This window comes from Pseudoalteromonas rubra (assembly GCF_000967655.1).
In the GTDB taxonomy this organism is placed as follows: domain Bacteria; phylum Pseudomonadota; class Gammaproteobacteria; order Enterobacterales; family Alteromonadaceae; genus Pseudoalteromonas; species Pseudoalteromonas rubra_A.
The window spans coordinates 115,725-137,407 of sequence record NZ_JXYA01000042.1 but is presented as its reverse complement, the minus strand read 5'-3'; the positions used below and the strand labels follow the sequence as shown (position 1 = coordinate 137,407).

Below are 21,683 nucleotides of genomic sequence, written 5' to 3'. Positions count from 1 at the left end.
CAGAGTTTGGAAAAGCAAACGTCTGATGAGGTATACCATGCGACACAGAAGTTCGCAGCATAAAGGAAGGTTGTTCATCTAAAAAATGGCTTAATGTGTCTAACCAATGGGGTCCAGCTCTATTAAATCTGGCTTTGTGTATGTTGGCAGGGTGACAGCACGGAGCATATTGTGCAAAATAGTAAAAGCATTCATGGTGTTATGTTATTTTTTGTTTTTTGGCGATTCATAAGATCACAAGACATCATGAATGTTCCCCTTCTTTTCAATATTTTACACAAGCACCATCTTATTGATATATAAGCACTAGTTTTGGGGATACCTTAGACTACAGGGTCTATAAAACAGTGGATTCCGAAACAAGTTCGGAATGACGGGGTTGTAGGTGGTTTGGTTGAGCTGCAATAGGCAACTAATTTAATAATTCTGAAATGACAGTTGTTGAAAAACTGTGTATATTTACTGCCTATAACTAAATCATTAGTCTATGTGATTGAAATTTGTTAGCTCAAGGATTTACAGTGGATAGTTGGTTCCGTACTCTTCTTAATGTATCACGTTCAAAAAAGCGACTGATCACTTTATGTATTGATTCAATTTTTGTTTTTAGTGCTTTTTGGTTGGCGTTGGTCGTTCGGTTGGACAGTTTAGTTCCATTCTTTGAAGTGGGGAATTGGCTGTTACTTTCTATTGTACTACCGATTAGTATATTTGCTTTTATCAACCTTGGACTATATCGAGCCGTGCTGCGCTACGTAGGTGCACATGCCGTTGGTGCTATTTTGATTGGAGCAATGATTAGTACGGTAGCACTCGTGATGGCTTCCTTCTTCACCCACGTCACTATTCCTCGTACTATGCCTGTCATTTATGCGTGGCTGTTGGTTTTGTCTGTTGGTGGCTCACGTATTATGGTGCGTGCTATGGTTGGCCGTCTAGCTACGGTTAACAAAACACCAGTGATTATTTATGGAGCAGGCTCTGCTGGTCGGCAACTTGCACCTGCTATAGGGGCCGGTGAAGAATATTATGTAAGCGCTTTTATTGATGATGATAAGACTAAGCAAGGTGCTATTTTACAAGGGATTCCTGTCATTGCTTTTGATGGCGTTTTTAGTTTGATTGAGCGCAGAAAAGTTAAAAAAATATTCTTGGCTATGCCAAGTGAAAGCCGAGCAAGACGTAAAGAGATCCTTGCTCAGCTTGAAAATTTACCTGTTGAGGTCATGACCATCCCTGGGATGCTTGATGTGGTTGAAGGTCGAGCAACGCTTGACGAAATTAAAGACGTCGAAATAGAAGATTTACTAGGCCGCGATCCTGTATCGCCAAAGCAAGGTTTACTGGATGCCAATATCAAAGGCAAGTCAGTAATGGTTACCGGTGCCGGTGGGTCGATAGGATCCGAGCTTTGCCGTCAAATCATCAAGCAATCACCAAAACAGCTGGTGTTATTTGAACTTACTGAATTCGCACTCTATTCAATTGAAAAAGAACTTAATGAGTTTATCAAATCTAAAGGGCTAGGGATTGAGCTTATTCCGATTATGGGCTCGGTACAGCATATCAACCGCTTAGAAACGTGTATGATTGCCTTTGGTGTGCAAACGGTTTATCACGCTGCAGCATATAAACATGTGCCATTGGTTGAGCACAATGTGGTTGAAGGTGTGCGAAACAATGTATTTGGTACTTATTATGCGGCTAAGGCGGCAATAAATGCTAAGGTTGAAACCTTTGTATTGGTGAGTACCGACAAAGCGGTCCGTCCAACTAATGTAATGGGCACTACTAAACGCATGGCAGAGCTTTGCTTGCAAGGTTTGGCGCAAAATAAAGGCAAAGGTATACATAAAACCCGTTTCTGTATGGTGCGATTTGGCAATGTACTTGGGTCTTCTGGCTCGGTAGTGCCTTTATTCCGCAGGCAAATCAAAGAGGGTGGGCCAATTACGCTTACCCACCCTGATATTACCCGGTTCTTTATGACCATTCCTGAAGCGGCCCAGTTGGTTATTCAAGCGGGCGCTATGGGTAAAGGCGGTGATGTATTTGTGCTGGATATGGGAGAGTCTGTAAAAATAAAGGACCTTGCAACCAAAATGGTGCATTTGTCTGGCCTTGAAGTAAAGAGCGAAGCCAATCCACATGGAGATATAGAAATTAAATGCACTGGACTGCGACCGGGTGAAAAGTTATATGAAGAGCTTTTGATTGGTGAAAATGTTGAACATACGTCGCATGAAAGGATCATGACAGCTAAAGAAGCTATGTTACCGTTGCGAGAGCTTGAAGAAATCTTAAGTTCCTTGGATAAAGCATGCCACGACTTCGATCATGAATTTATTAGGCAGCTGTTATTGGAAGCTCCTACTGGTTTTAACCCCACCGATGGTATCTGTGACCTGGTTTGGAATGCCAGGCAGCAACTTGAAAGTTTACCCAAAAAAAATATTGTTAATCTAAAATAAGGCAGCTTGTTGGTGCGAGAGCTGGCAGTGTTATCTCGCCTGTATGTTGCTTGCAATATAAGGCTTTAATTTGTAACGCCAGAAACATCATCAACTCGGTTTATTGTTTAGCCTTTGAAAGCATGTTGATAATTTCGACTCACGTGATCATTTCATTCATAACCGTAATCACTTTGATGGTATGCTGTGGTCTAATTTTTAGCTTATTATAATACTTTAATCGGACAGAGGACTATGTCTAAACTAACTCCTATTTTGGCAAGTGGCTTATTGACTTGCTCTTTCATCGTTATTGCTCAAGTACCACCCAAGCATTACCAGAGCTTCACTGGCTTTTCTGGCCTAGTGAATACTCCTTCTGCGGAGGTCTTAGAGGTTGGTGAGATTGATCTTGGATACAATAACCAGCTTGATTATAGGGGCACTACTTTTGCAGACGGCTATAACTACATTTTTTCTGCAGGCTTGTGGCAGGGATTAGAAGTAAGCGGGCAAATTGCTGCTAATACTATGCATGATAACATGTTTAGAACTAGAGCATTAGGCGACAGTCAAGTAAGGGACCTGTCTTTCAATGCCAAGTATCAAATTCCTTTTATTCCTGAGGACTGGTTTGATTTGGCCATTGGCGGGAAAGACATTGGTGGAGCCGCAAACCACTATGAATCTTACTTTGCTGTTGCCTCAAAAGACTGGCTAGATTTTCGCTTTTCGACCGGGATAAGCACCAGTAAAAGCGAAATTGGTATGATGGATGGTGTATTTGCTGGGGTTGAGTGGCAGCCGCTTGAGTGGTTTGCATTGCAGCTTGAGCATGACGCAGAAGCTGTGAATGCGGCGGCTCGTGTAACGGTGCCTAAAGCCTGGTTGTTTGATCTTGGCACTTTGACGCTGACAAGTCGATTCTACAGCAATACAGATCACAGCGATGAAGATACCTATTATGGTATTAATTTCTCTATGCCTTTATCAGAACAGTCACAAAGAGACTATCAGGCAATAAAACCTGCGCCCGATAATGCCGATGTCGTCGCACATTTGTCAGAGCAAGGCGCACAACCCGGAAAACCGCGTGAAGTTGCGAATTCTGAGCCAGTTAAGGTGGCCTCCAAAGCGCAAAGTAATGAATCTAGCTCAGCTCAGGAAGTGAATATCAGTGAATTGAACACTGAGATCCGGGCGCTTAAGCAGGCGCTAGTTGCAGATGGGTTTGAGAACGTTCAGGTGGGTATGAATCGTGAACCTGTTATTGTAGTTAAGTTCGAAAACCCAGTGTTTAATCGCAATGATCTGGATGCGATAGGGGTTGTACTGGGTCGGGTTGCACAATATATCAGTGATGACAGTGCAAGCTATACAGTCCAGCTGAGCAAACATGATATTCCATTGCTATCTTTGTCAGGGCAGGTGAGCAGCTATCGACAGTTTATCGCTGAGGGGACCTCGCCGGGTGTCGTTATTCGCCAGGGTATGATGGATGTTCCGGGTGGCGTCGCCTGGATAGGGGATGGTGCGGTTAACAGTCCTTACTTCAAGCCGCGTTTGACCTTAGGTCCGGCATTGAGTTCAACGTATGCCACTGAGTTGGGTGTGTATGACTTCTCATTAGCGCTCAGGGCGGATCTTGAAATCCCGCTGTGGCGTGGCGCAGGTGTCAATATCACAGCACAAACCGTGGTTGCTGACACAGAAAACTTTGAAGCCGGTGATATTTTTGAGGCGCGCCGTGAACGAAATGGTCTGGAACGGGCTGTCTTCTATCAAACATTGGATTTGCCATTTGGCTTGTACAACCAAACTCAGGTGGGCTTTTTCCGTGAATATTATGATTACACTGGCATTATCAACGAAACTGCCTGGATGAGTCCGTCTGGACGCCATAAGCTCTATAACACCTATGGTTTCTTCGACTATCAAGATTACAATGAAGACCGTGACTATCATGTTATGGGATACCAGTATCATTGGGTTGAGCAAGACATTTCATTCCACCTGTCCGGGGGCGAATTCTGGCAGCGCGACAAGGGGATGAAGGTAGAGACCAAGTTCTGGTTTGGTGACAGCTATGTGTCAGTCTACGCCTACGATACGGACGTACGGGTAGCCGGTTTATCTTTCAGTATTCCACTGACACCAAGAAAAGATATGGCAGTGTCTGAGTATGGTCAGGTGAAGGGCAATCAGGCATGGCGACATGGTGTGGGCACACGTATTGGTGAAGACACCAATGCGTTGGTTTACAAGAAGGCTTATACCCCGGAAACCTCTGTTAGCCTGGATCGCACCTACTTTAACCAAGGCCGACTGTCTGGTAGTTATGTCTATGCCAATCTAGCCAGGCTGCGCGAAGCCTATCTGACCTACAAATAAACTTATCATTAAGAAGCCGGGCTGATCCTATTATCAGCCCGGACCATTTGCACCCTGCCAACGCCCTTTTGAGCGTTTTATCAGCAACAGATCTGCAACTGTGATCTATCACAAATAAATTCAGTTTGATGACAAAAATCTGAAATTTATGCTTGAGAATTGTGTCTTTCGCTCCAATACTTAGTTATAGGTAAACAACAAAAGGGAGCGCTTATGAAAATTAATCTTTCAGGCCACCATGTAGATATGACAGAAGCAGTAAAACAACACGTAGATGAAAAGTTTGCCAAAGTTGCTAACCACTTCCCGTCGCTGTTGTCGATAGACGTCATAGTTAGTAAGGAACACAAGAAATTTTATACTGAGATCAACACTAATTATTCAGGAGCCCGGATATCCGTAAAAGGAGAGGATGACGTCATGTATCCGGCCATTGCCAATGCAGCTAAAAAATTAGACGCTGCACTAAAACACAGAAAAGGCCAGCTCAAGGCCAACAAGCACGAAAAACCTGTGAGCACGACGCCACCGATTGCCCATGAAATCATTCAGGAAATGAATCTGAATTAGAGATAAAAACAAAGAAGCCACCTAAGCGGTGGCTTCATTCGTAATGCCCTTCACACAGCCCCGTCAAAGCCCATCTGGCGCCAGGATTCATACACAAACACAGAAACTGCATTAGACAGGTTCATGCTTCTGCTGTCTGGTCGCATGGGGATCCGCAGCCGCTGCTCGGGTGGCAATGAAAAAATAAGATCTTCCGGCAAGCCCCGTGTTTCTGGACCAAACAACAGGCAGTCACCACTTTGATAGTCTGGTTCATGATGATATCGGGTGCCTTTCGTGGTGCAGGCAAACACTCTGTTTGGCTTGCGCGCTGCGAGGTACTCCTCCAGTGAAGCATAGCGTTTTACTTCGCTGAATTCATGATAATCCAGACCGGCACGCCTGACCCGTTTGTCGTCCCAGTCAAAGCCCAGAGGCTCAATAAGGTGCAAAGAAAACCCGGTATTGGCACACAAGCGAATGATGTTGCCCGTATTTGGGGGGATTTCAGGTTGATATAATACGATGTCTAACATGGAAAACCTCAAAATGATATTGCATGCAGTATAACGCATCCTGCACAAGGGCTAAAAGATGTGAAGATATCTGAGCGAATTGAAGTAGCGCTACCTGTCTAACTATTCAATCCAGCGTCACTAATTTTTCATTTTCATGACTTACACTATAAGATAAGCCTAACCCGGAGTTTAACGAGGTTGTTGAGGTAATAGGTGACCCATAATTATAACTTTTTAGTTCGATTTTCCAGTATCTTTACGCTGGTCATGGCGGCGTTGATGATAGCGGCCAAGGCCTGGGCGTGGCTGGCGTCCGGCAGCGCGGCCATGCTGGGATCACTCACTGACTCTTTGCTTGATGTCAGTGCATCTATGATGAGCTTTTTGGTGCTGAGCTACGCGCTTCGCCCGGCTGATGATGATCATCGCTTCGGTCACGGCAAGGCTGAGGCACTGGCTGGACTCGGTCAGGCCGCGTTTATTGCGGGCTCAGCCTGTCTTTTGACCTTTCATGGCATCGAGCGCTTATTTAACCCGGTAACCATCCAGCACAGCCTGCTGGGGGTTTGGGTTAGCCTGTTTGCGGTTGCTTGTACATTTGCGGTGGTCGTTGTACAGCACCAGGTTGTAAAGCGTACTCAGTCAATCGCCATCAAAGCCGACTCCTTACACTACAAAGGAGATATTCTTCTTAACCTGGCAGTGCTTACGGCCCTGTTGTTGAGCCATTGGCAGGTTCAGCACGCAGACGCTCTGTTCGCCATCGGGGTGGCAGCTTACTTGCTCTATAACTGCTGGGAAATTGCCCGGGAGAGCGCAGATCATCTGATGGACAAAGAGCTGCCCGATGAAGAAAAAACCGAGATCATTCTGCTGGCGTCCAGCCATGAAGAGGTTTATGGGGTACACGACCTAAGAACCAGGCAAAGTGGTAAAGTGAAATTTGTACAACTGCACCTGGAACTGGACGACCATATTCCGCTAGCCCGCGCACATCAGATCAGTGATGAAGTGGTGGCCCATATTAAAGCGGCGTTTGAGTCGGAGATGGACATTCTGATCCATCAGGATCCGGTGTCACTGGCGGTATCACCGGTCACATAGTCAGACAAAGAGGGGGCTGTTGTCGCTCCCTGCCCAATGAGCTGGTGGACAAACGAATAAAACTGGTTCAGCACTGCTCGTCTGACTGTGTCCTTCTCACATAATAGCTCGTGTTTACCCGGGTAGTGGTGTAGCTGGCAAGCGGCATTGTTGGCCGCAAAATGTGTATGGGCGGCGGAGCAAACTATGCTGTCATGTTGTGCGCTGGCGATGCTCACTGGCAGATCAATGCGTTGCTGTACCATGCTCTGTGTAAATTGCAGTGCCTGCTGCAACCAGCGAAAACTGACCCCGCCCAGCTGCAAGTCAGGGTGCTGTTGATATAACTGCCTGAATATCGAATAGCGCAGTTCGCACTGCGTCAGCTCATTGTCTGCGAAGGCTTTGGGCATGTAATCCGCCTGACCGACGGCATAACTTTGTCCCAGCCCTAACGCACAGGCTGTGGTAGCAATTCCCTGAGCCAGCCAGGCTGGGTAGGGTGCTGTATTAATCGCAAGCATAGGCGCGCTGAGAAAGGCGCCAACGGCGGGGCTGCTGTAACGTGTGAGATAATCACAGGTGATAGCGCCGCCCATAGAATGGGCCAGAATTACGCTTTGCCCGTGCCACTGAGGTAAGACGACTTGGTTGATGAACGCATCAAGGCAATCACCGTACTGCGCAAAACGCTCAATATAGCCAATGTGCAGGTTGCTAAGAAAGCGGCCAGACAGGCCCTGACCAGGGTGATCATAGGTGAAAACGGCAACCTGATTGCGGCCAAACTCCCAGATCAACTCCTGATACTTGTGTGCCGATTCTATCCGGCCGTTGACCAGTATGACGGCAAACCGGGCATGCTCGGGTATATGGCTGGCATAAAAGAGCGGCCCGACCGGGCTGTCAAAGGTGCCTTTTTGGCAGGCTTGCCAGTGCGCTTCTATTTGCGCCAGATTATCGGATAAGTGCTTACTTTCGCTATAAAACATGCTTGTCTATTGGTAGCTCTACGGTGACACGCAGACCACCGTGGTTACTAAACTGAATACGGCCATGATGCACTTTTATGGCATGTTGCGCAATTGCCAGTCCCAGGCCAAACCCGCCTGAGCCCGCAGTTCCCTCTGGTGTGCGTGCTTCTGAGGCTCTGAAAAAAGGAATACAGAGTTTTTCCAGCATGGCATCGCTGACTCCCGGTCCGTCATCACAAATCGCCACGCTCAGCCGGTTGTTATCACATTGCGCATCCAGTGTAATTTGTTTGTTTGCGTACTTTATGGCGTTTCGCAATATGTTCTCAAACGCACGGCCAAGTAGCATGTCATCGACTGTCAGGGTCAGGTCGGGTAATGTTTCCCAGTTGACCTCTTTGCCCAGTTGCTGACTCTCAAAACTGGCATCGTCCAGGATGGGGTCCAGCAAGTCAGCCAGTGATATTGCATGCAGGCTCACTTGTTGCTGCTGAGATTCCAGTCGCGATAATTGCAGGATATCACTCAGCATATGTTCAAGCAGATGTGCTTCTTTCTCGACTCTTTGCAAATAGGGCATGAGCGATTCTGGTGCTTTATCGCTGGCTATGCCATTTGCCATCTGCAGGCGAGTGAGCGGAGATCTGAGCTCATGAGAGATATCTGCCTGCAGGCGCTTTTGTTGTGTGACATGTGCCTCGAGGTGGCTGGCCATCAGATCAAAGTCTTTCCCCAGCTGTCCAAGTTCGTCCTGGCGTGATGTGCTGATGTTTGCGCGGGTATCCAGTTTACCTTGTGCCAGTGCAGCTGCGGCTTGTTGTAACTGTCTGACTGGTTTGAGCAGGCCACGGGTAAACCACAGACTAAAGCCAAAGCTGGCGAGCAGCAGGATCAGTATTTTCACCCATGTCGGTAGTAATCTGATCTTTGTCAGCACCCTGGGATCGCGGTGATCCATCAGTTGAAAAAGCTGATACGATTCGCCCTGTAGCCGAATATCCAGCGGGCCAAAAGCCCGGTACTGCTCGGTGTCGACAACCTGCGGGGGGGCATTGACGGTAAAGTTCAGGAGCGACAAGTCCCATTCCAGCAAAGCTGGGTGGCTCAGCACACTTTTTAATTCGTCGCTGTGGCGTAAGTAAATTTTTGGCCCGTGAGTGCGGTTACGACCGGGCAGTAAAGTGGCAAGAGGTTGCTCCGGACGGTTGTCAGCACGGCGTTCCAAAGTTCGTTGCAGGTGGTGCAGATTCTTTAACATAGCCGGGCTTAGCTGGCGAGTTTCTAATAGCTTGGGTTGCAACAGGCTAACACTCATCAGCAGCACTAAAGTGGCGGCAATCGTTCCCCAAAACCACATGAATACTTTTATTAGTAAGTACTTCCTCATTCTATGCCTTAAGGAAAATATAGCCTGAGCCACGTAATGTTTTGATATAGGTATGCGAACTGTGCTGTGCGATTTTCTTTCTTACATTGCTGACATGCATATCAACCGATCTGTCATAAGGTGCTAAAGGGCGGCCAAGCACTGTGTGTGACAGGGTTTGTTTGGTCACCGGCTGGCCAGCCGATTTAATTAGCTGATGCAGCATTTCGTATTCTGTGCCAGTCAGTGGTAATGGTGTGCCCTTGATGCTGGCAGTGCGTGAAGCGAGGTCCAGCTCCAGATCCTGATATTTGAAACTGGGTGCCACGGAATTATTAAGCAGGTGTGCAATGCGCCGGGTGATGGCCTTGATCCGTGCCAGCAGCTCTCTGTGATTAAAGGGCTTGGGAATATAGTCATCTGCGCCCAGCTCCAGGCCAAAGATACGGTCAAAATCATCGCCTTTAGCCGTCAGCATGATCACCGGCGTCATTTTTTTTGCGCGCAGTGCTTTAAGCACTTCAAAGCCGTCCAGCTGGGGCAGCATGACATCCAGCAGGATCACATCAAACTCTCTGGTTAGTGCCATATCCAGCCCCTCAGGGCCGGTATAAGCGGCATAAACATTACACCCTTCGCTTTGCAGATACTCTTGCAAGAGTTCACACAGGCCCCGGTCATCGTCAATTATCAGTACATTGGCGCTCATACTGTTACTCAGTCTCTGTTCCTGTGTCTATCTTACCTTACTATAGAAGTAAGGTGACTGACTTTACACTTCTTTACGCTCAATACATTAGGGGGATGATCTAGGAATGTGTGGGGGCTGAAACAGCACTTGACAAAACTTTACACAACCTTGACGTTGCTTTGCTCTGGCGTTGCTAAAGTGATATCCAACTTAACAGGAGACGCTACCATGAATACACACACCAAAACCAAGATCCGTCACACAGTTAAAGCACTGTTACTGGCCTCAGTGATGGCCGGCAGTGGTGCCGCACTGGCCGATACCGACGTGAATGAGGCGCAGCCTAAAGCTGCTAATATGAAGCCGATGAAAAGTATGGGCCATATGCTGCTATCAAAGCGTGCGGTAAAGCACCTGGGTCTGACCCAAAGTCAGCAGGATGAGTTAAAAAGCCTTTTTGACGCGCAGCGCGAGCAGGTGAAAAATTTGCGCGGTGACAAAGACAAAGGTGAGCATCATGAGGCGTTTAAATCATTGATTGAGGCAGAACAATTCGACAAAGCACAGGCACAACTGTTGCTGGAGCAATTTCAGCCACAGAAGCGTGAAATGATGCTTATCCGGCTGGAAACACAGCACAAGGTATATCATATTTTAACTGAAGAGCAGCGCGCCAAACTCAAGCAGCTGCGTCACAAGCGTATGGCTAAAAAGCACCATCAACACCAGTCTTCGTAACGATTGTGAAAAGAGAAACTGCCCGGATGACTACCGGGCAGAGATTATTCTTTAAAGAAATTATCGTCGTTTTTGGCCAGCATTGCTTCCAGATCTTCCACCATATCTCTGGCGGCTTCCGGCGACAGATCGGCACTGTTGAGTGGTGTTGAGATTTTATTGTTCTCTTCAGACCACTCACCTAAATCTATGAGCTGGCAGCGTTTAGAGCAAAAAGGACGATGTGGGCTTTGCGCCGACCAGACCACGGCAGCCTGGCAGGTAGGGCATTTTACAGAAACAGACATAAGCGCCTCAGCATAACAATTTTTCTCTATTGTACTGTGTGGTCGTCTGGGCGTCACGGGCCGCAGAATAATTAGTAACTGGTGACCCGGTTAATCTCGGCCAGAGACGTGATCCCATCCGATGCTTTTTTCAACCCGGACTGACGCAGATTCGCAAATCCCTGGCTCGCGGCAAGCTCGGCAATTTCCAGTGAGTTACCACCTTCCATAATGGCATGTGAGATTTCTGGTGTGATCTTCATCACTTCATAAATACCAACCCGGCCCTTGTAACCATCGGTACAATGATCGCACCCTTTGGGGGCGTAGAGGGTCATATTCTTAATTTGTTCAGCAGTAAAGCCCTGGCGTTGTAGCTCTTCGGTGGGCAACTGCTCCGGCTCTTTGCACTTGGGGCACAAGCGGCGAGCCAGCCGTTGAGCGATGATCAGGCTGACTGAGCTGGCCACGTTATAGGCAGGTACACCCATATTGAGTAAGCGGGTCAGGGTTTCTGAGGCAGAGTTTGTGTGCAGGGTACTCATCACCAAGTGGCCGGTTTGGGCAGCCTTGATGGCGATTTCAGCGGTTTCCAGGTCACGGATCTCACCAACCATGACGACATCGGGATCCTGACGCAGGAAAGCCCGCAATGCATTGGCAAAGGTCATATCTGCTTTGGTGTTGATCTGTACCTGATTAATGCCTTCCAGGTTGATCTCCACCGGATCTTCCGCAGTGCTAATGTTACGCTCTGGTTTATTGAGGATATTCAGGCCGGTATAAAGCGACACGGTTTTACCCGAGCCTGTCGGACCGGTGACCAGGATCATCCCCTGTGGTTGCTCAAGTGCATTCAGGTACATGCTCTTCTGATCCGCTTCATAACCAAGCGCTTCAATGCCCAGCTTGGCGGCGGATGAATCCAGGATCCGCATTACGATTTTTTCACCCCACATGGTTGGCAGGGTACTGACACGAAAATCTATGCTCTTGCGCTCGGAGATCTTCAGCTTAATGCGGCCATCCTGTGGCTTGCGCTTTTCCGCGATATCCAGGTGAGACATTACCTTGATACGGGCCGATAAGCGGCTGGAGAGGGCGTGAGGCGGACTGGCCATTTCATGTAGCAAACCATCGATACGAAAGCGCACCCGGTATTTCTTTTCATAGGGCTCAAAGTGCAGATCCGATGCGCCTTTTTTGATCGCATCCATGAGGATCTTATTGATATAAACGATGATAGGGGCGTCGTCTTTTTCTTCATCGTTGTTTTGTGCTTTGGGTTCGTCCTCAACATCCAGGCTGGCGAATTCTTTAAATTCATCCTCACTCAGGCTGAGGCTGCTGTTATCGTCAAACAGTTGGTCAATTTTCTGGTCGAGCAGTTTATAGTCGACAACCACAACTTCACATTGCAAACCGGTGCTGAATTCAAAGTTCTCAAAAGCCCCGTAGTCGGTAGGATCTGAAGTCGCAATAAAGAGTTTGCGATCCTTTTTCACCAGCGGCAGCAAATGATGCTGGCGAATGAGCTTTTCTTTAACCAGCTCTTTGGGGACCTGAGTAATGTCAAAGCCGCTCAGATCAAAATAGGGGACCCTGAACAAGTCAAGGCATTGCTCGGCCATCTCCTGGCTGCTCATGCCGCTACACAGACAAATGAGCTCTGCCGTTGAGTGGGCATCGGCTTGTTTGGCTTTAACCTGCTCAGCAGTGAGTTTGCCAAGGGTAATAAACTTTCTCAGTAATGGCGAGTGATGTTCCATAATGCTCTTAAGACTTCAACGAGTTACACTAAATGTAGCAAAAAATGCGGTGATCCGGTTAGTGAATTAATAGCAAACCGGGCCAGGTGTGGGCGGGTATGCCACCCATCACGCATGATTGGCCTCTGCAAGCTGCAAAAAGCTTTTATGTAAGGCAGCAAGTTGTGCTTGCATCGCTTCAAGCGGTTGATTGTTGTCGAGAATAAAGTCGGCTTTCGCGCGCTTATCGGCTCTGCTCATTTGCGCTGCAATGATCTGCTCAATCTGCTGCTGGTGGGCATTGTCTCGTGCGCAGGTGCGCGCTATCTGCACCTCCACAGGCACATCGACGAGCAGGGTTTTATCGCAGTATTTATCCAGCGTATTCTCAAACAACAAAGGCGCCGATAAAATAACATAATCGCTGTCGGCGTGCGCCAATTGTGCCAGCAGCTGGGCGCGGATCATCGGGTGTAGCAAGTTGTTCAGCCAGTTTTTTTCATCTTCGTCGGCAAAGATAATAGCGCGCAGTGCCTGGCGGTCCAGCGTGCCTTCCTCTGTCAGGATGTGCTTGCCGAAATGGCTCACAATGGCCTCCAGCCCCTGGCTGCCAGGCTCGACGACCTCTCTTGCCACCACATCGGCATCCACAACGCAGATCCCTTGTTGACTGAGGTAGTCGGACACAGTGGTTTTACCGGCACCGATCCCGCCGGTTAAGCCTAAGATCCAGTTGGCCATGGTTATGCTCCTAACAACGAAAGATACCAGCGACTTAGTTGCTCACCATATAACAGCGTCAGCCATCCGGCAATGGCCAGGTAAGGGCCAAAGGGGATTGGGGTGGCCTTGTCTTTGCCCTGCACGGCCAGTTGAGTTGCACCAATGACGGCACCAACCACACTGGATAACAAAACAATAATGAGCAGCGACTGCCAGCCCATTAGCGCACCAAAGACTGCCAGCAGTTTAAAGTCGCCAAAGCCCATACCTTCTTTACCTGTGAGTAGCTTAAACGCCCAGTAAATACTCCACAGACTCAGATAACCCACGGCTGCGCCTGTGATGGCTTCGGCAGGAGGTATGGTGATGCCTGCGACGGCGGCCAGCAGGGCAAACCAGAGCAAGGGCAAAGTGAGCTGATCGGGCAGCAGCATATGGTCGATATCGATAAAGATCAGGACTATCAGTACCCAGGTCACCAGCAAATACACCAAAGCCTGTGGGGTGGCAGAAAAATGCCAGGCCAGCCAGAGCGACGCTGCGCCGGTCAGTAGCTCGACAAAGGGATAACGTTTTGCAATGGGAGTTTGGCAGTAAGCGCATTTGCCCCCCAGAAATACCCAGCTGAGTAGCGGAATATTGTGCTGAAGTTTTATTTTGCTGTTGCACTTGGGGCAGGTTGAACCCGGTGTCATGAGGTTGAATGTAGTGGGTTCGCTTTGCTGGGGTGCCTGCTCCAGAATGACCCGGCATTCGCTCTGCCAGTTGCGCTGCATCATCACGGGCAGGCGGTAGATCACCACGTTTAAAAAGCTGCCAATACACAGGCTGGTTAGTGCGACAGTGAGCAGCCAAAACCAGGTTTGCTGCTCCATAAGGTGCCAAACTTCTTGCATAATAAAGTCTTTGTTATTGTTAAATGACGGTGCCGAGCTGGAATATAGGTAAATACATAGCAACAATCAAGCCGCCAACCAGCACGCCCAGGATCACCATGATCATAGGTTCGAGTAATGAAGACAGCCCATCGACCGCATCATCCACTTCCTGCTCATAAATACTGGCTACTTTTGCCAGCATGCTGTCGAGTGCGCCAGACTCTTCGCCGATAGACACCATTTGTACCACCATATCGGGAAAGATCTTGGCATTACGCATGGCCCAGTTCATCTGATTACCTGAGCTGACCTCGCCTTTGATGTCTAAAATGGCATTTTTGTAAATGATATTACCGGAAGCACCCGCAGCGGACTCAAGCGCATTGACCAAAGGCACGCCTGCCGCAAAGGTGGTTGATAAGGTTCTGGCGTAGCGGGCAACTGCCGCTTTTTTAAGTATTTCGCCAATGGCTGGAATTTGCAGCACCATGCGGTCGTTAAAGTGGCGCACTGCGGCGCTGCGTTGCAGGGCTTCTTTGTAGGCATATCCGGCCCCGCCAAGACCTATCAGGAACAGCCACCAGTATTCTTGCATAAATTCAGAGATGCCCAGCACCATCAGGGTAAAGCCTGGTAGTTCCGCGCCGAAGCCGGTGAAAATTTCTTCAAACTGAGGCACAACAAATATCAACAGGATGGAGGTCACAATCAAAGCGACGGAAAGCACCGCAATGGGATAAAACATCGCCTTTTTAATTTTGGATTTAAGTGCTTCTGCTTTTTCTTTATACAGGGCAACCCGGTCAAAGATCCGATCCAGTGCCCCTGATTGCTCGCCCGATTCAACCAGGTCGCAGTATAACTCATCGAAATATTTGGGATGACTGCGCAGCGACTTGGCTAGTGGCTGACCGGCTTTTACTTCATCGGCAATGTGGGTGATAAGCTTACTGAGGCTTTTGTTCTTTGCCCCCGAGGCAATCATATCTAGTGCCTGTACTAACGCTACGCCTGCGGTCAGCATAGTGGCAATTTGCCGGGTAACGACGGCAATGTCTTTAGGGGTAATTTTTTGGGTGCTGCTTAACCCGAATAGCGGCTTAGGTTTGCGCTTTACTTTAGAGGGCGTGATCCCTTGTTTGCGCAATTGCGCTTTAACCAGGGCCACACTGGTGCCTGTGAGCTCGCCTTGCAGGCGTTTACCACGGGCGCTTACGCCGACCCAGATAAAGGTATCGACTTTGGCTGCGTTTTTGTCGGGTTGATTCATAAGGAGCTTACTTGCAAGAGGGCAAAGCCCTCTTGCAATAATTCAGCATTATTGATTAGTTTGCTGTACAGCTTGCAGGTAACCAGCTTAACTGAGCCGGAGCCGTTGCAGTGCCATTACACTTCCAGCTGGCAATTTGGAATCCACCAGTGAAGTCTGTGTCTGCAGCATCTGCACCAGCTGTGGTTTGCGGTGTCAGTGTCACAACCAGACCATCCATATCGCCTGTACCTGTAATTGTCATCTGGCCAGCATCGTCAATTACCAGTGTGGTGACATATTGAGTGCCTTCAAAATCGTCGTCACAGACAGATGGGTTACCGCCAATTTGTGCTGTTTCAGTTGCACACGCTTTAGGCATAGTGGCAGCTGCGATAAGCTCAGAGGCTTTAGCACGGTTGATGTAATCCTGGTATGCCGGTAGGGCAACGGCAGCAAGAATACCTATGATTGCGATTACAATCATTAATTCGATAAGGGTAAAACCACCCTGTTGTCTTTGCGTCATGATGTGTCTCCTAAGGGATGTTAGACCCGATGCCAGCAACCACTCACACCAGGGGTTTATTAAATCTGTGCTCTTTGCGTTCAGGCTAAGTATAGGCCTTTAGTCTTATAATAAATTTGTTGTAAATCAAACTGGGTAATCATTCTTTTGGCGTAGTGCTCGATATTGTTATTTATCGAGAAAAAATCACCATGTTATCCACCAGTCTACGACATTACTATGACAGTTGTGGTGATCCTGGCCTTAACAAGAACCAGTTTACACACCTGCCTAAGTTACAATTGCTGTTAATATACATGCTGGCATGTTTATAAGAGTACACACTTTTTGAGTGCTAATTCTTTGTTCGTATTAAAAAGTGTTTTCTCATGCTTGTCAACGAGCTGGCTTTGTATTTTCTTACAAAGCCGTTACACCTGTTACTCAAAGCGCATAGACAAGTCTATACTCTGCAGGTGTTTCGTCAACGCACCGCTTGATATGTAATCAACACCTGCCTGCGCATAAGTCGCCAGCTTATCTAAGGTCATATTACCCGAGACCTCCAGCTTGGCTCTACCTGCAGTTTGTTTAACGGCAATTTGAATGTCTTCAACGGTAAAGTTATCAAGCATAATGATATCTGCGCCGGCATCTAGCGCCTGTTGCAGCTCCGTCAGGCTTTCAACTTCTACTTCAACGGGCTTGTCGGGGTGATTTTGTCTGGCCTGTGCCACTGCCTTGGCTATGCCACCGCAGGCTGCAATATGGTTCTCTTTGATCAGGAAGGCATCAAATAAACCGATGCGATGGTTTTTGCCGCCGCCACAGGTCACGGCATATTTCTGCAATGCGCGCAGGCCCGGAATGGTTTTGCGGGTATCTAACAGCTGTGTGTTGGTATCGGCAAGTGCAGCAACTGAATGCGCGGTGGCAGTGGCTGTGCCCGACAGCGTTTGCACAAAGTTCAGGGCAGTACGCTCGGCGGTGAGGATCGCCCTGGCGCTTCCCGTTGCTTCAAAAATACGCTGGTTTGGCGTCAATGTGTCACCGTCATTGACCAGCACATTCACCTGTACACTGGGGTCAACTTGTCTAAACACCTCAAGGATCAGATCCTTACCACAAAACACACACGCTTCGCGTGTGATCACATAGGCCTTTGCTTGTTGTGAGGCGGGGATCAGGGCTGCGGTAATGTCACCATCGGCAGCGCTTTGATTATTCAGGTCTTCATCAAGTGCCAGCTTAACCAGCTGCGGGATCTGTTCATTTATCATGGGTAATCTTAGCTTTGCTATTCAATAGCCTAATTCTACTGCGTTACGCCAGTTAATGACAATGTCGTTTATTAACGGCAACCACAGGCTGTTTCGCAATCCTTTGAACAGTGTCAAAATAACATAGTGAAAGTATGGCAAACTTGCTAAGGTAAGAGCACAGCGATATTGGCTAAGTATTTCTATTTATGCAGTTAAATTGGTATCCGGGCGCACAGCAGCGACGCTCTCCCCATTATAATGAACGCCCGCCAGCGTGTAACCCATCGTTACTGGTGGTGCATTGTATTTCGTTGCCTGCGGGAGAATATGGTGGTCATTACATTGACGACTTATTTATGGGCACGCTGGACTGTCAGGCACATCCCAGTTTTGATTCACTGCGTGGTGTGAGGGTGTCAGCCCATTGCCTGATCCGCCGTGACGGTGCCATCATCCAGTACGTGCCGTTCGATAAGCGGGCCTGGCACGCCGGAGTATCTGAGTTTGCTGGACAAGATAACTGCAATGATTTCAGTATTGGTGTGGAGCTGGAAGGAACAGACACAACGTCATACACTGAAGCCCAATATCAGGCACTGGCTAAGCTGACGTTATGGCTACAGCAGCAACTCCCGGCATTGACCTCGGAGCGAATTGTTGGCCACAGTGATATTGCCCCCGGGCGCAAGTACGATCCGGGTGTGGCGTTCGATTGGCACAAGTATTTTGCATTGATAAAACAAGAGTAACGGACATGATGTTGATTTCTATCATAATAGCTTTAGTGATCGAGCGCCTGGGTGCCCGTTCAGAACATTGGCAGATTGACTTTTATTTGGGTAAGTATCTGGCTTTGAGTAAGAAACAGCTCAGTGAAAAGGGCATGTTTGGTTCAGATTTTGGGGTCATGATTTGGTTTGTGCTGCCTACCATATTGGTTGCGCTGGTATATCACCTGTCAGACTTTGTGCTCTTTCAGTTAATACTCAATGTATTGATCTTGTTGGTTTGCTTTGGCTGTGGCCGCTATCGCCGCTTATACAAAGGATACCTCAATGCTCTGACCCGGGGAGACTCAGAAGCAGTCACACTGTACGCACTGCAAATGGGCCAGGAGCGGACCGAAACAGAGCGCAATGGTGAAACGTTCGGGCAAACGCTGGTATGGATCAACTTTCAACATTATTGTGCGGTGATGTTCTGGTTTGTGATGTTGGGTGCACCTGGAGCTGTGCTTTATGCAAGTGTGCGCTATCTGGTTGAGACGCTCACGGAGCGTCAGGAAGACGATTTACCGGCTCAGGTGAGTTTGTTGCGCAGTTTGCTCGGGACTCATACCAAAAGATTCACTAAGCTATTGTTCTGGCTTAACTGGTTACCAGCCAGGGTTGCCAGTTTTGGTTATCTGATCATAGGTAACTTCACGAAAGGAACCGGGTGTTGGTTAAAATACTTGCTGGATTTTGATACGCCAAACCGGCAGGTGGTGAGTGAGATTGCGCTAGCCGCAGAGCAGATAGAGCAGCAGTTTTTTGGTTGCACCTACGAAGCAACCTGTATGATGCGCCTGGTTAAGCGCAATATCCTGTTCTTCCTGGTATTGACCGCACTGCTGACTTTGTTTGGCGGTTTGAGTTAACTCAAAAATGCATGACAGGCTGGCTAAGCTGGCCTGTCAGGCGGTTATGAACCCGGCTGAGTGGCCAGCCAGGCTCGTTTGCGCTCAAGCATAGCTGCCAGCTGATTGTCTTCAACATCTAATGTGGGCAGCAGCTGATCCGTTACCTCAATCATGTCGCACACCCCCGCAACATTCCATAATGCCTCCTCAAGTCCCTTAGCCTTGTGTATTGCATAATGGCTGACGTATCTCAGCTCGTTGGCCAGGTAATCCATATCCGGGCGACCGGTTTTGGAAATATAAAGATGAAACACAAACAATAACTCTTTCTTGAGTGCCCGTTTGATAAACAAGAACAAGGGATCCAGCGATTCCCCAGCGGCAATGCACTGACTTTTGAGTGCTTCTTGCAGCGTTTGCGCCTTTGGATCAAAACGTAAGAAAACCGTGTATTGCAGCGGCTTGTCCTGACGTGACTGTTTGCGCAGCCGCTCACTCAGATATTCGCCAATAAAGTCGCTTGGCAGCAAGCCATGGGGTTGCACATACTCCTGATGGTTATGGTGGATCACTTCACTGAGCAAAATCTTGTGCAGTGTGGTGGGATAGAGCCCCTGACCAATCGCACCAATTTTAAAATGGGCTGCGGATTTGTGCAGGTACAGCGGGAACTGACAAATACTCTTAGTAACCATGTTGCGCAGTGCATGCGACAACCCGGGGATCCTGGGGGCTTCTTCGCACGGTTGCAGTTTATTCTTATTATTTTCAATCAAGATTTTAAAAAACGTAATGGCGGTATGCTGCACATTACTGAGAATATTCACTTTCAGATTAATGATGGTCTTTGCCTTGTTGACCGCCATCACCTCATACCTGAGTTTAGTGAGGTTATGTTGTTTGGTAATTTTTTGCAGCTCGGGCAGGTCGAGATGCACAATATCGCCTTTTTGCAGTGTCGCCGGCTCATCCAGTGCCACCTGTAAGCCCATCACCGAGAAATCTCGGGTATGGCCATGCAACACCGCGCCATCCTCTGCAGCGACAGCCACAGCTGTCTTGTACAGATAGCGCTTGTGCGAGCGCAGGTTGACATATTCAAGCGCAACGACTTCCAGTGGCGGGGGCACTTTGGCCTTCCCGTGACCAAATTGCTTGATCAGGTTAACCTGCTCTTTCGTGTATTGTAGCGCCTGATAATAGGCTGTTTGCTGCTCGGTGGTAATATCGCTGAGCGTCATCAGGTATTTAACGTTTTCAATCAACCCCTGAACCCGGGGCGTTGGGCGCTTATTCAGTTTCTCAACATTTTTGCCGGCGCTGGAGGGCAAAGACAGCGGAATAAAGGCATCTTCATGATGGCTTGGCATCAGCTGAACCTTAAAGATCCGCCAGCTGTCTTTTTGACTGCCAAAGCCCATAAATAAGTGATGCAATTCAGCCGATTTCTTAAGCTCCCAGTCAAACGCCGAGTAAAAATAAATTTTACCATTTTTGCCATGGGTAAATGTGTAACAATAGGCTTCTTTGACAGGCTCAGGGCGCTGCAGGAGCATATCCAGGCGCTGCTGGTTGAAGACACTGTATAAAGAGGAGGTTTTGCGCTCATCCTCAAAGTAATAGTTGATGTGTGCGTTGTTTTCATTGGTCAGTACCAGGCTTGGGTAGAGCATGGTTTTAGCCTGACTAAAAAATACGAACAACGAATTTACGCGGGGCAGGTAATACTGCTCATAGCCCTTACATACCACCGCATCCATGGTGTTATCCAGGTTAATTTTGTAGCGTCGCTTATTGCCATGAATAAAGCTTTGTAAAAAGTCATCAAAGCCACTGTTGTTTTCGACAAAGGTGCGCTTCAGGCGTACATGGTTGTATTCATTGGATACGGGGTCTACCGCGACCACTTCATACTGGATCCCGCTTTTCAGTCCAAGCTCAAAGTCCTGCTCCAGCCCAACCAGGCGCAGTGACACCAAATCGCCTTTATGTAAATGATAGTTGGGTGCCAGTTTGATTTTTGCGCCACTGAGAGAAATGTCCGAGGTACTGGCATTGGCAAGCCGCTGATTGCCAAACTCCACCGTGATCTTGATAGAGTAATTCATCCGCTCTTCTATGCGGCTTTCGTAAGAGGCAAAGCGGATGTATTGGGTGGCCTGAGAGAGATCCTGCCCGGGGGTATCTTCATCCTGCTGCTGGGCCGCCTGCTTTTGCATAACTTTAAAGTTATTGTCGGTGTTCATCACCGCTTCGTAAACGGCTAAGGTATAGCCGCCATAGCGAGCCACTTCTTGCTCAAACACCCGGATCGCAACATCGTCCATAAAGTGTTGCTTGCCTTCGTACTCATAAGGTTTTACTTGTCCAGATACCTGACCACGCAGGTCGATAAAACGCGCGACGGGCTGAGACAGCCGGGTCATTTCCATTTTCAGCAAAAACTGGTCTGGTTTGCTCAGTTGCGCTGTTTTTTGCTTGAAGATAAAGTCAAAATTCGGATCGCCGAGATCAATCTTTAATTCATCTATTAAGTCTTGGTATTGTTGTAATTTATCTTCAGCCATAGGTACACATTTTAAATCAGCAGATCTTACCCGGTTATTGTTTCAGCCTTTGCCAAATTTATGTCAGTATTAACGCTTACTGTTGAACTAAGCTTAATTGA

The 21,683-nt window shown here is 48.1% G+C and carries 19 protein-coding genes; 7 read left to right on the top strand and 12 right to left on the bottom strand.

Annotated features, from left to right (window positions below; translation table 11 throughout):
• Window positions 1-521 precede the first annotated feature (521 nt).
• From TW77_RS17535 to hpf, 3 genes are all read left to right on the top strand, one after another.
• Window positions 522-2,471, top strand: coding sequence for a polysaccharide biosynthesis protein (locus TW77_RS17535; protein ID WP_046006266.1), 1,950 nt, complete (start codon window positions 522-524; stop codon window positions 2,469-2,471).
• Between the two features lie 234 nt (window positions 2,472-2,705).
• Window positions 2,706-4,841 carry a YjbH domain-containing protein gene (locus tag TW77_RS17530; protein ID WP_046006265.1) on the top strand — a complete coding sequence of 712 codons (2,136 nt, stop codon included), beginning with the start codon at window positions 2,706-2,708 and terminating at the stop codon, window positions 4,839-4,841.
• A 213-nt stretch (window positions 4,842-5,054) separates the two neighbouring features.
• Window positions 5,055-5,411 carry a ribosome hibernation-promoting factor, HPF/YfiA family gene (hpf, locus tag TW77_RS17525; RefSeq protein WP_046006264.1) on the top strand — a complete coding sequence of 119 codons (357 nt, stop codon included), beginning with the start codon at window positions 5,055-5,057 and terminating at the stop codon, window positions 5,409-5,411.
• A gap of 50 nt (window positions 5,412-5,461) precedes the next feature.
• On the opposite strand, the gene trmL is transcribed toward hpf, so the two are convergent.
• The gene (gene trmL / locus TW77_RS17520; RefSeq protein WP_046006263.1) at window positions 5,462-5,926 is read right to left on the bottom strand and encodes a tRNA (uridine(34)/cytosine(34)/5-carboxymethylaminomethyluridine(34)-2'-O)-methyltransferase TrmL; all 465 of its coding nucleotides are present in this window, start codon (window positions 5,924-5,926) and stop codon (window positions 5,462-5,464) included.
• A gap of 195 nt (window positions 5,927-6,121) precedes the next feature.
• Between trmL and TW77_RS17515 the strand changes: the two genes are divergently transcribed.
• Window positions 6,122-7,012 (top strand): cation diffusion facilitator family transporter, encoded by an 891-nt coding sequence (locus TW77_RS17515; protein WP_275041937.1) that lies wholly within the window; start codon window positions 6,122-6,124, stop codon window positions 7,010-7,012.
• On the opposite strand, the gene TW77_RS17510 is transcribed toward TW77_RS17515, so the two are convergent.
• Genes TW77_RS17510 through TW77_RS17500 form a run of 3 tightly spaced genes read right to left on the bottom strand, consistent with a single transcriptional unit; the run spans window position 6,973 to window position 10,040 of the window.
• On the bottom strand, window positions 6,973-7,983 hold the full coding sequence (locus TW77_RS17510) for an alpha/beta fold hydrolase (RefSeq protein ID WP_046006262.1): 1,011 nt from the start codon (window positions 7,981-7,983) through the stop codon (window positions 6,973-6,975). The two genes, TW77_RS17515 and TW77_RS17510, sit on opposite strands and share 40 nt — an antisense overlap.
• Window positions 7,973-9,322, bottom strand: coding sequence for an ATP-binding protein (locus TW77_RS17505; protein ID WP_240479512.1), 1,350 nt, complete (start codon window positions 9,320-9,322; stop codon window positions 7,973-7,975). The genes TW77_RS17510 and TW77_RS17505 overlap by 11 nt, the downstream gene beginning before the upstream one ends.
• 31 nt (window positions 9,323-9,353) lie before the next feature.
• Complete coding sequence (locus TW77_RS17500; protein ID WP_046006260.1) at window positions 9,354-10,040, bottom strand: response regulator transcription factor; 687 nt, start codon at window positions 10,038-10,040, stop codon at window positions 9,354-9,356.
• Window positions 10,041-10,250: 210 nt separating this feature from the next.
• Between TW77_RS17500 and TW77_RS17495 the strand changes: the two genes are divergently transcribed.
• Window positions 10,251-10,760: a Spy/CpxP family protein refolding chaperone gene (locus TW77_RS17495; RefSeq protein ID WP_052713247.1), complete on the top strand. Its 510-nt coding sequence runs from the start codon at window positions 10,251-10,253 to the stop codon at window positions 10,758-10,760.
• 44 nt (window positions 10,761-10,804) lie between these two features.
• Here the strand turns inward: TW77_RS17495 and yacG are convergent, their stop codons facing one another.
• The 7 genes from yacG to nadC form a co-directional block, all read right to left on the bottom strand.
• Window positions 10,805-11,047 (bottom strand): DNA gyrase inhibitor YacG, encoded by a 243-nt coding sequence (yacG, locus tag TW77_RS17490; protein ID WP_046006259.1) that lies wholly within the window; start codon window positions 11,045-11,047, stop codon window positions 10,805-10,807.
• Window positions 11,048-11,118: 71 nt separating this feature from the next.
• The gene (pilB, locus tag TW77_RS17485) at window positions 11,119-12,795 is read right to left on the bottom strand and encodes a type IV-A pilus assembly ATPase PilB (RefSeq protein WP_046006258.1); all 1,677 of its coding nucleotides are present in this window, start codon (window positions 12,793-12,795) and stop codon (window positions 11,119-11,121) included.
• A gap of 108 nt (window positions 12,796-12,903) precedes the next feature.
• Complete coding sequence (coaE, locus tag TW77_RS17480; protein ID WP_046006257.1) at window positions 12,904-13,515, bottom strand: dephospho-CoA kinase; 612 nt, start codon at window positions 13,513-13,515, stop codon at window positions 12,904-12,906.
• A gap of 2 nt (window positions 13,516-13,517) precedes the next feature.
• A complete protein-coding gene (locus TW77_RS17475; RefSeq protein WP_046006256.1) occupies window positions 13,518-14,393 on the bottom strand; it encodes a prepilin peptidase in 876 nt (291 codons plus the stop codon).
• A 19-nt stretch (window positions 14,394-14,412) separates the two neighbouring features.
• Window positions 14,413-15,645 (bottom strand): type II secretion system F family protein, encoded by a 1,233-nt coding sequence (locus TW77_RS17470; protein WP_046006255.1) that lies wholly within the window; start codon window positions 15,643-15,645, stop codon window positions 14,413-14,415.
• A 55-nt stretch (window positions 15,646-15,700) separates the two neighbouring features.
• Window positions 15,701-16,153, bottom strand: coding sequence for a pilin (locus TW77_RS25975; protein WP_046006254.1), 453 nt, complete (start codon window positions 16,151-16,153; stop codon window positions 15,701-15,703).
• A gap of 419 nt (window positions 16,154-16,572) precedes the next feature.
• Window positions 16,573-17,412: a carboxylating nicotinate-nucleotide diphosphorylase gene (gene nadC, locus TW77_RS17460; protein ID WP_046006253.1), complete on the bottom strand. Its 840-nt coding sequence runs from the start codon at window positions 17,410-17,412 to the stop codon at window positions 16,573-16,575.
• A 188-nt stretch (window positions 17,413-17,600) separates the two neighbouring features.
• Between nadC and ampD the strand changes: the two genes are divergently transcribed.
• Together ampD and ampE are read left to right on the top strand one after the other, a co-directional pair.
• Window positions 17,601-18,143, top strand: a complete 543-nt coding sequence (ampD, locus tag TW77_RS17455; protein ID WP_046006252.1) for a 1,6-anhydro-N-acetylmuramyl-L-alanine amidase AmpD — start codon at window positions 17,601-17,603, stop codon at window positions 18,141-18,143.
• Between the two features lie 5 nt (window positions 18,144-18,148).
• Window positions 18,149-19,033 (top strand): beta-lactamase regulator AmpE, encoded by an 885-nt coding sequence (gene ampE, locus TW77_RS17450; protein WP_046006251.1) that lies wholly within the window; start codon window positions 18,149-18,151, stop codon window positions 19,031-19,033.
• 44 nt (window positions 19,034-19,077) lie between these two features.
• On the opposite strand, the gene TW77_RS17445 is transcribed toward ampE, so the two are convergent.
• Window positions 19,078-21,582, bottom strand: a complete 2,505-nt coding sequence (locus TW77_RS17445; RefSeq protein ID WP_046006250.1) for a PilZ domain-containing protein — start codon at window positions 21,580-21,582, stop codon at window positions 19,078-19,080.
• Window positions 21,583-21,683: the final 101 nt, after the last annotated feature.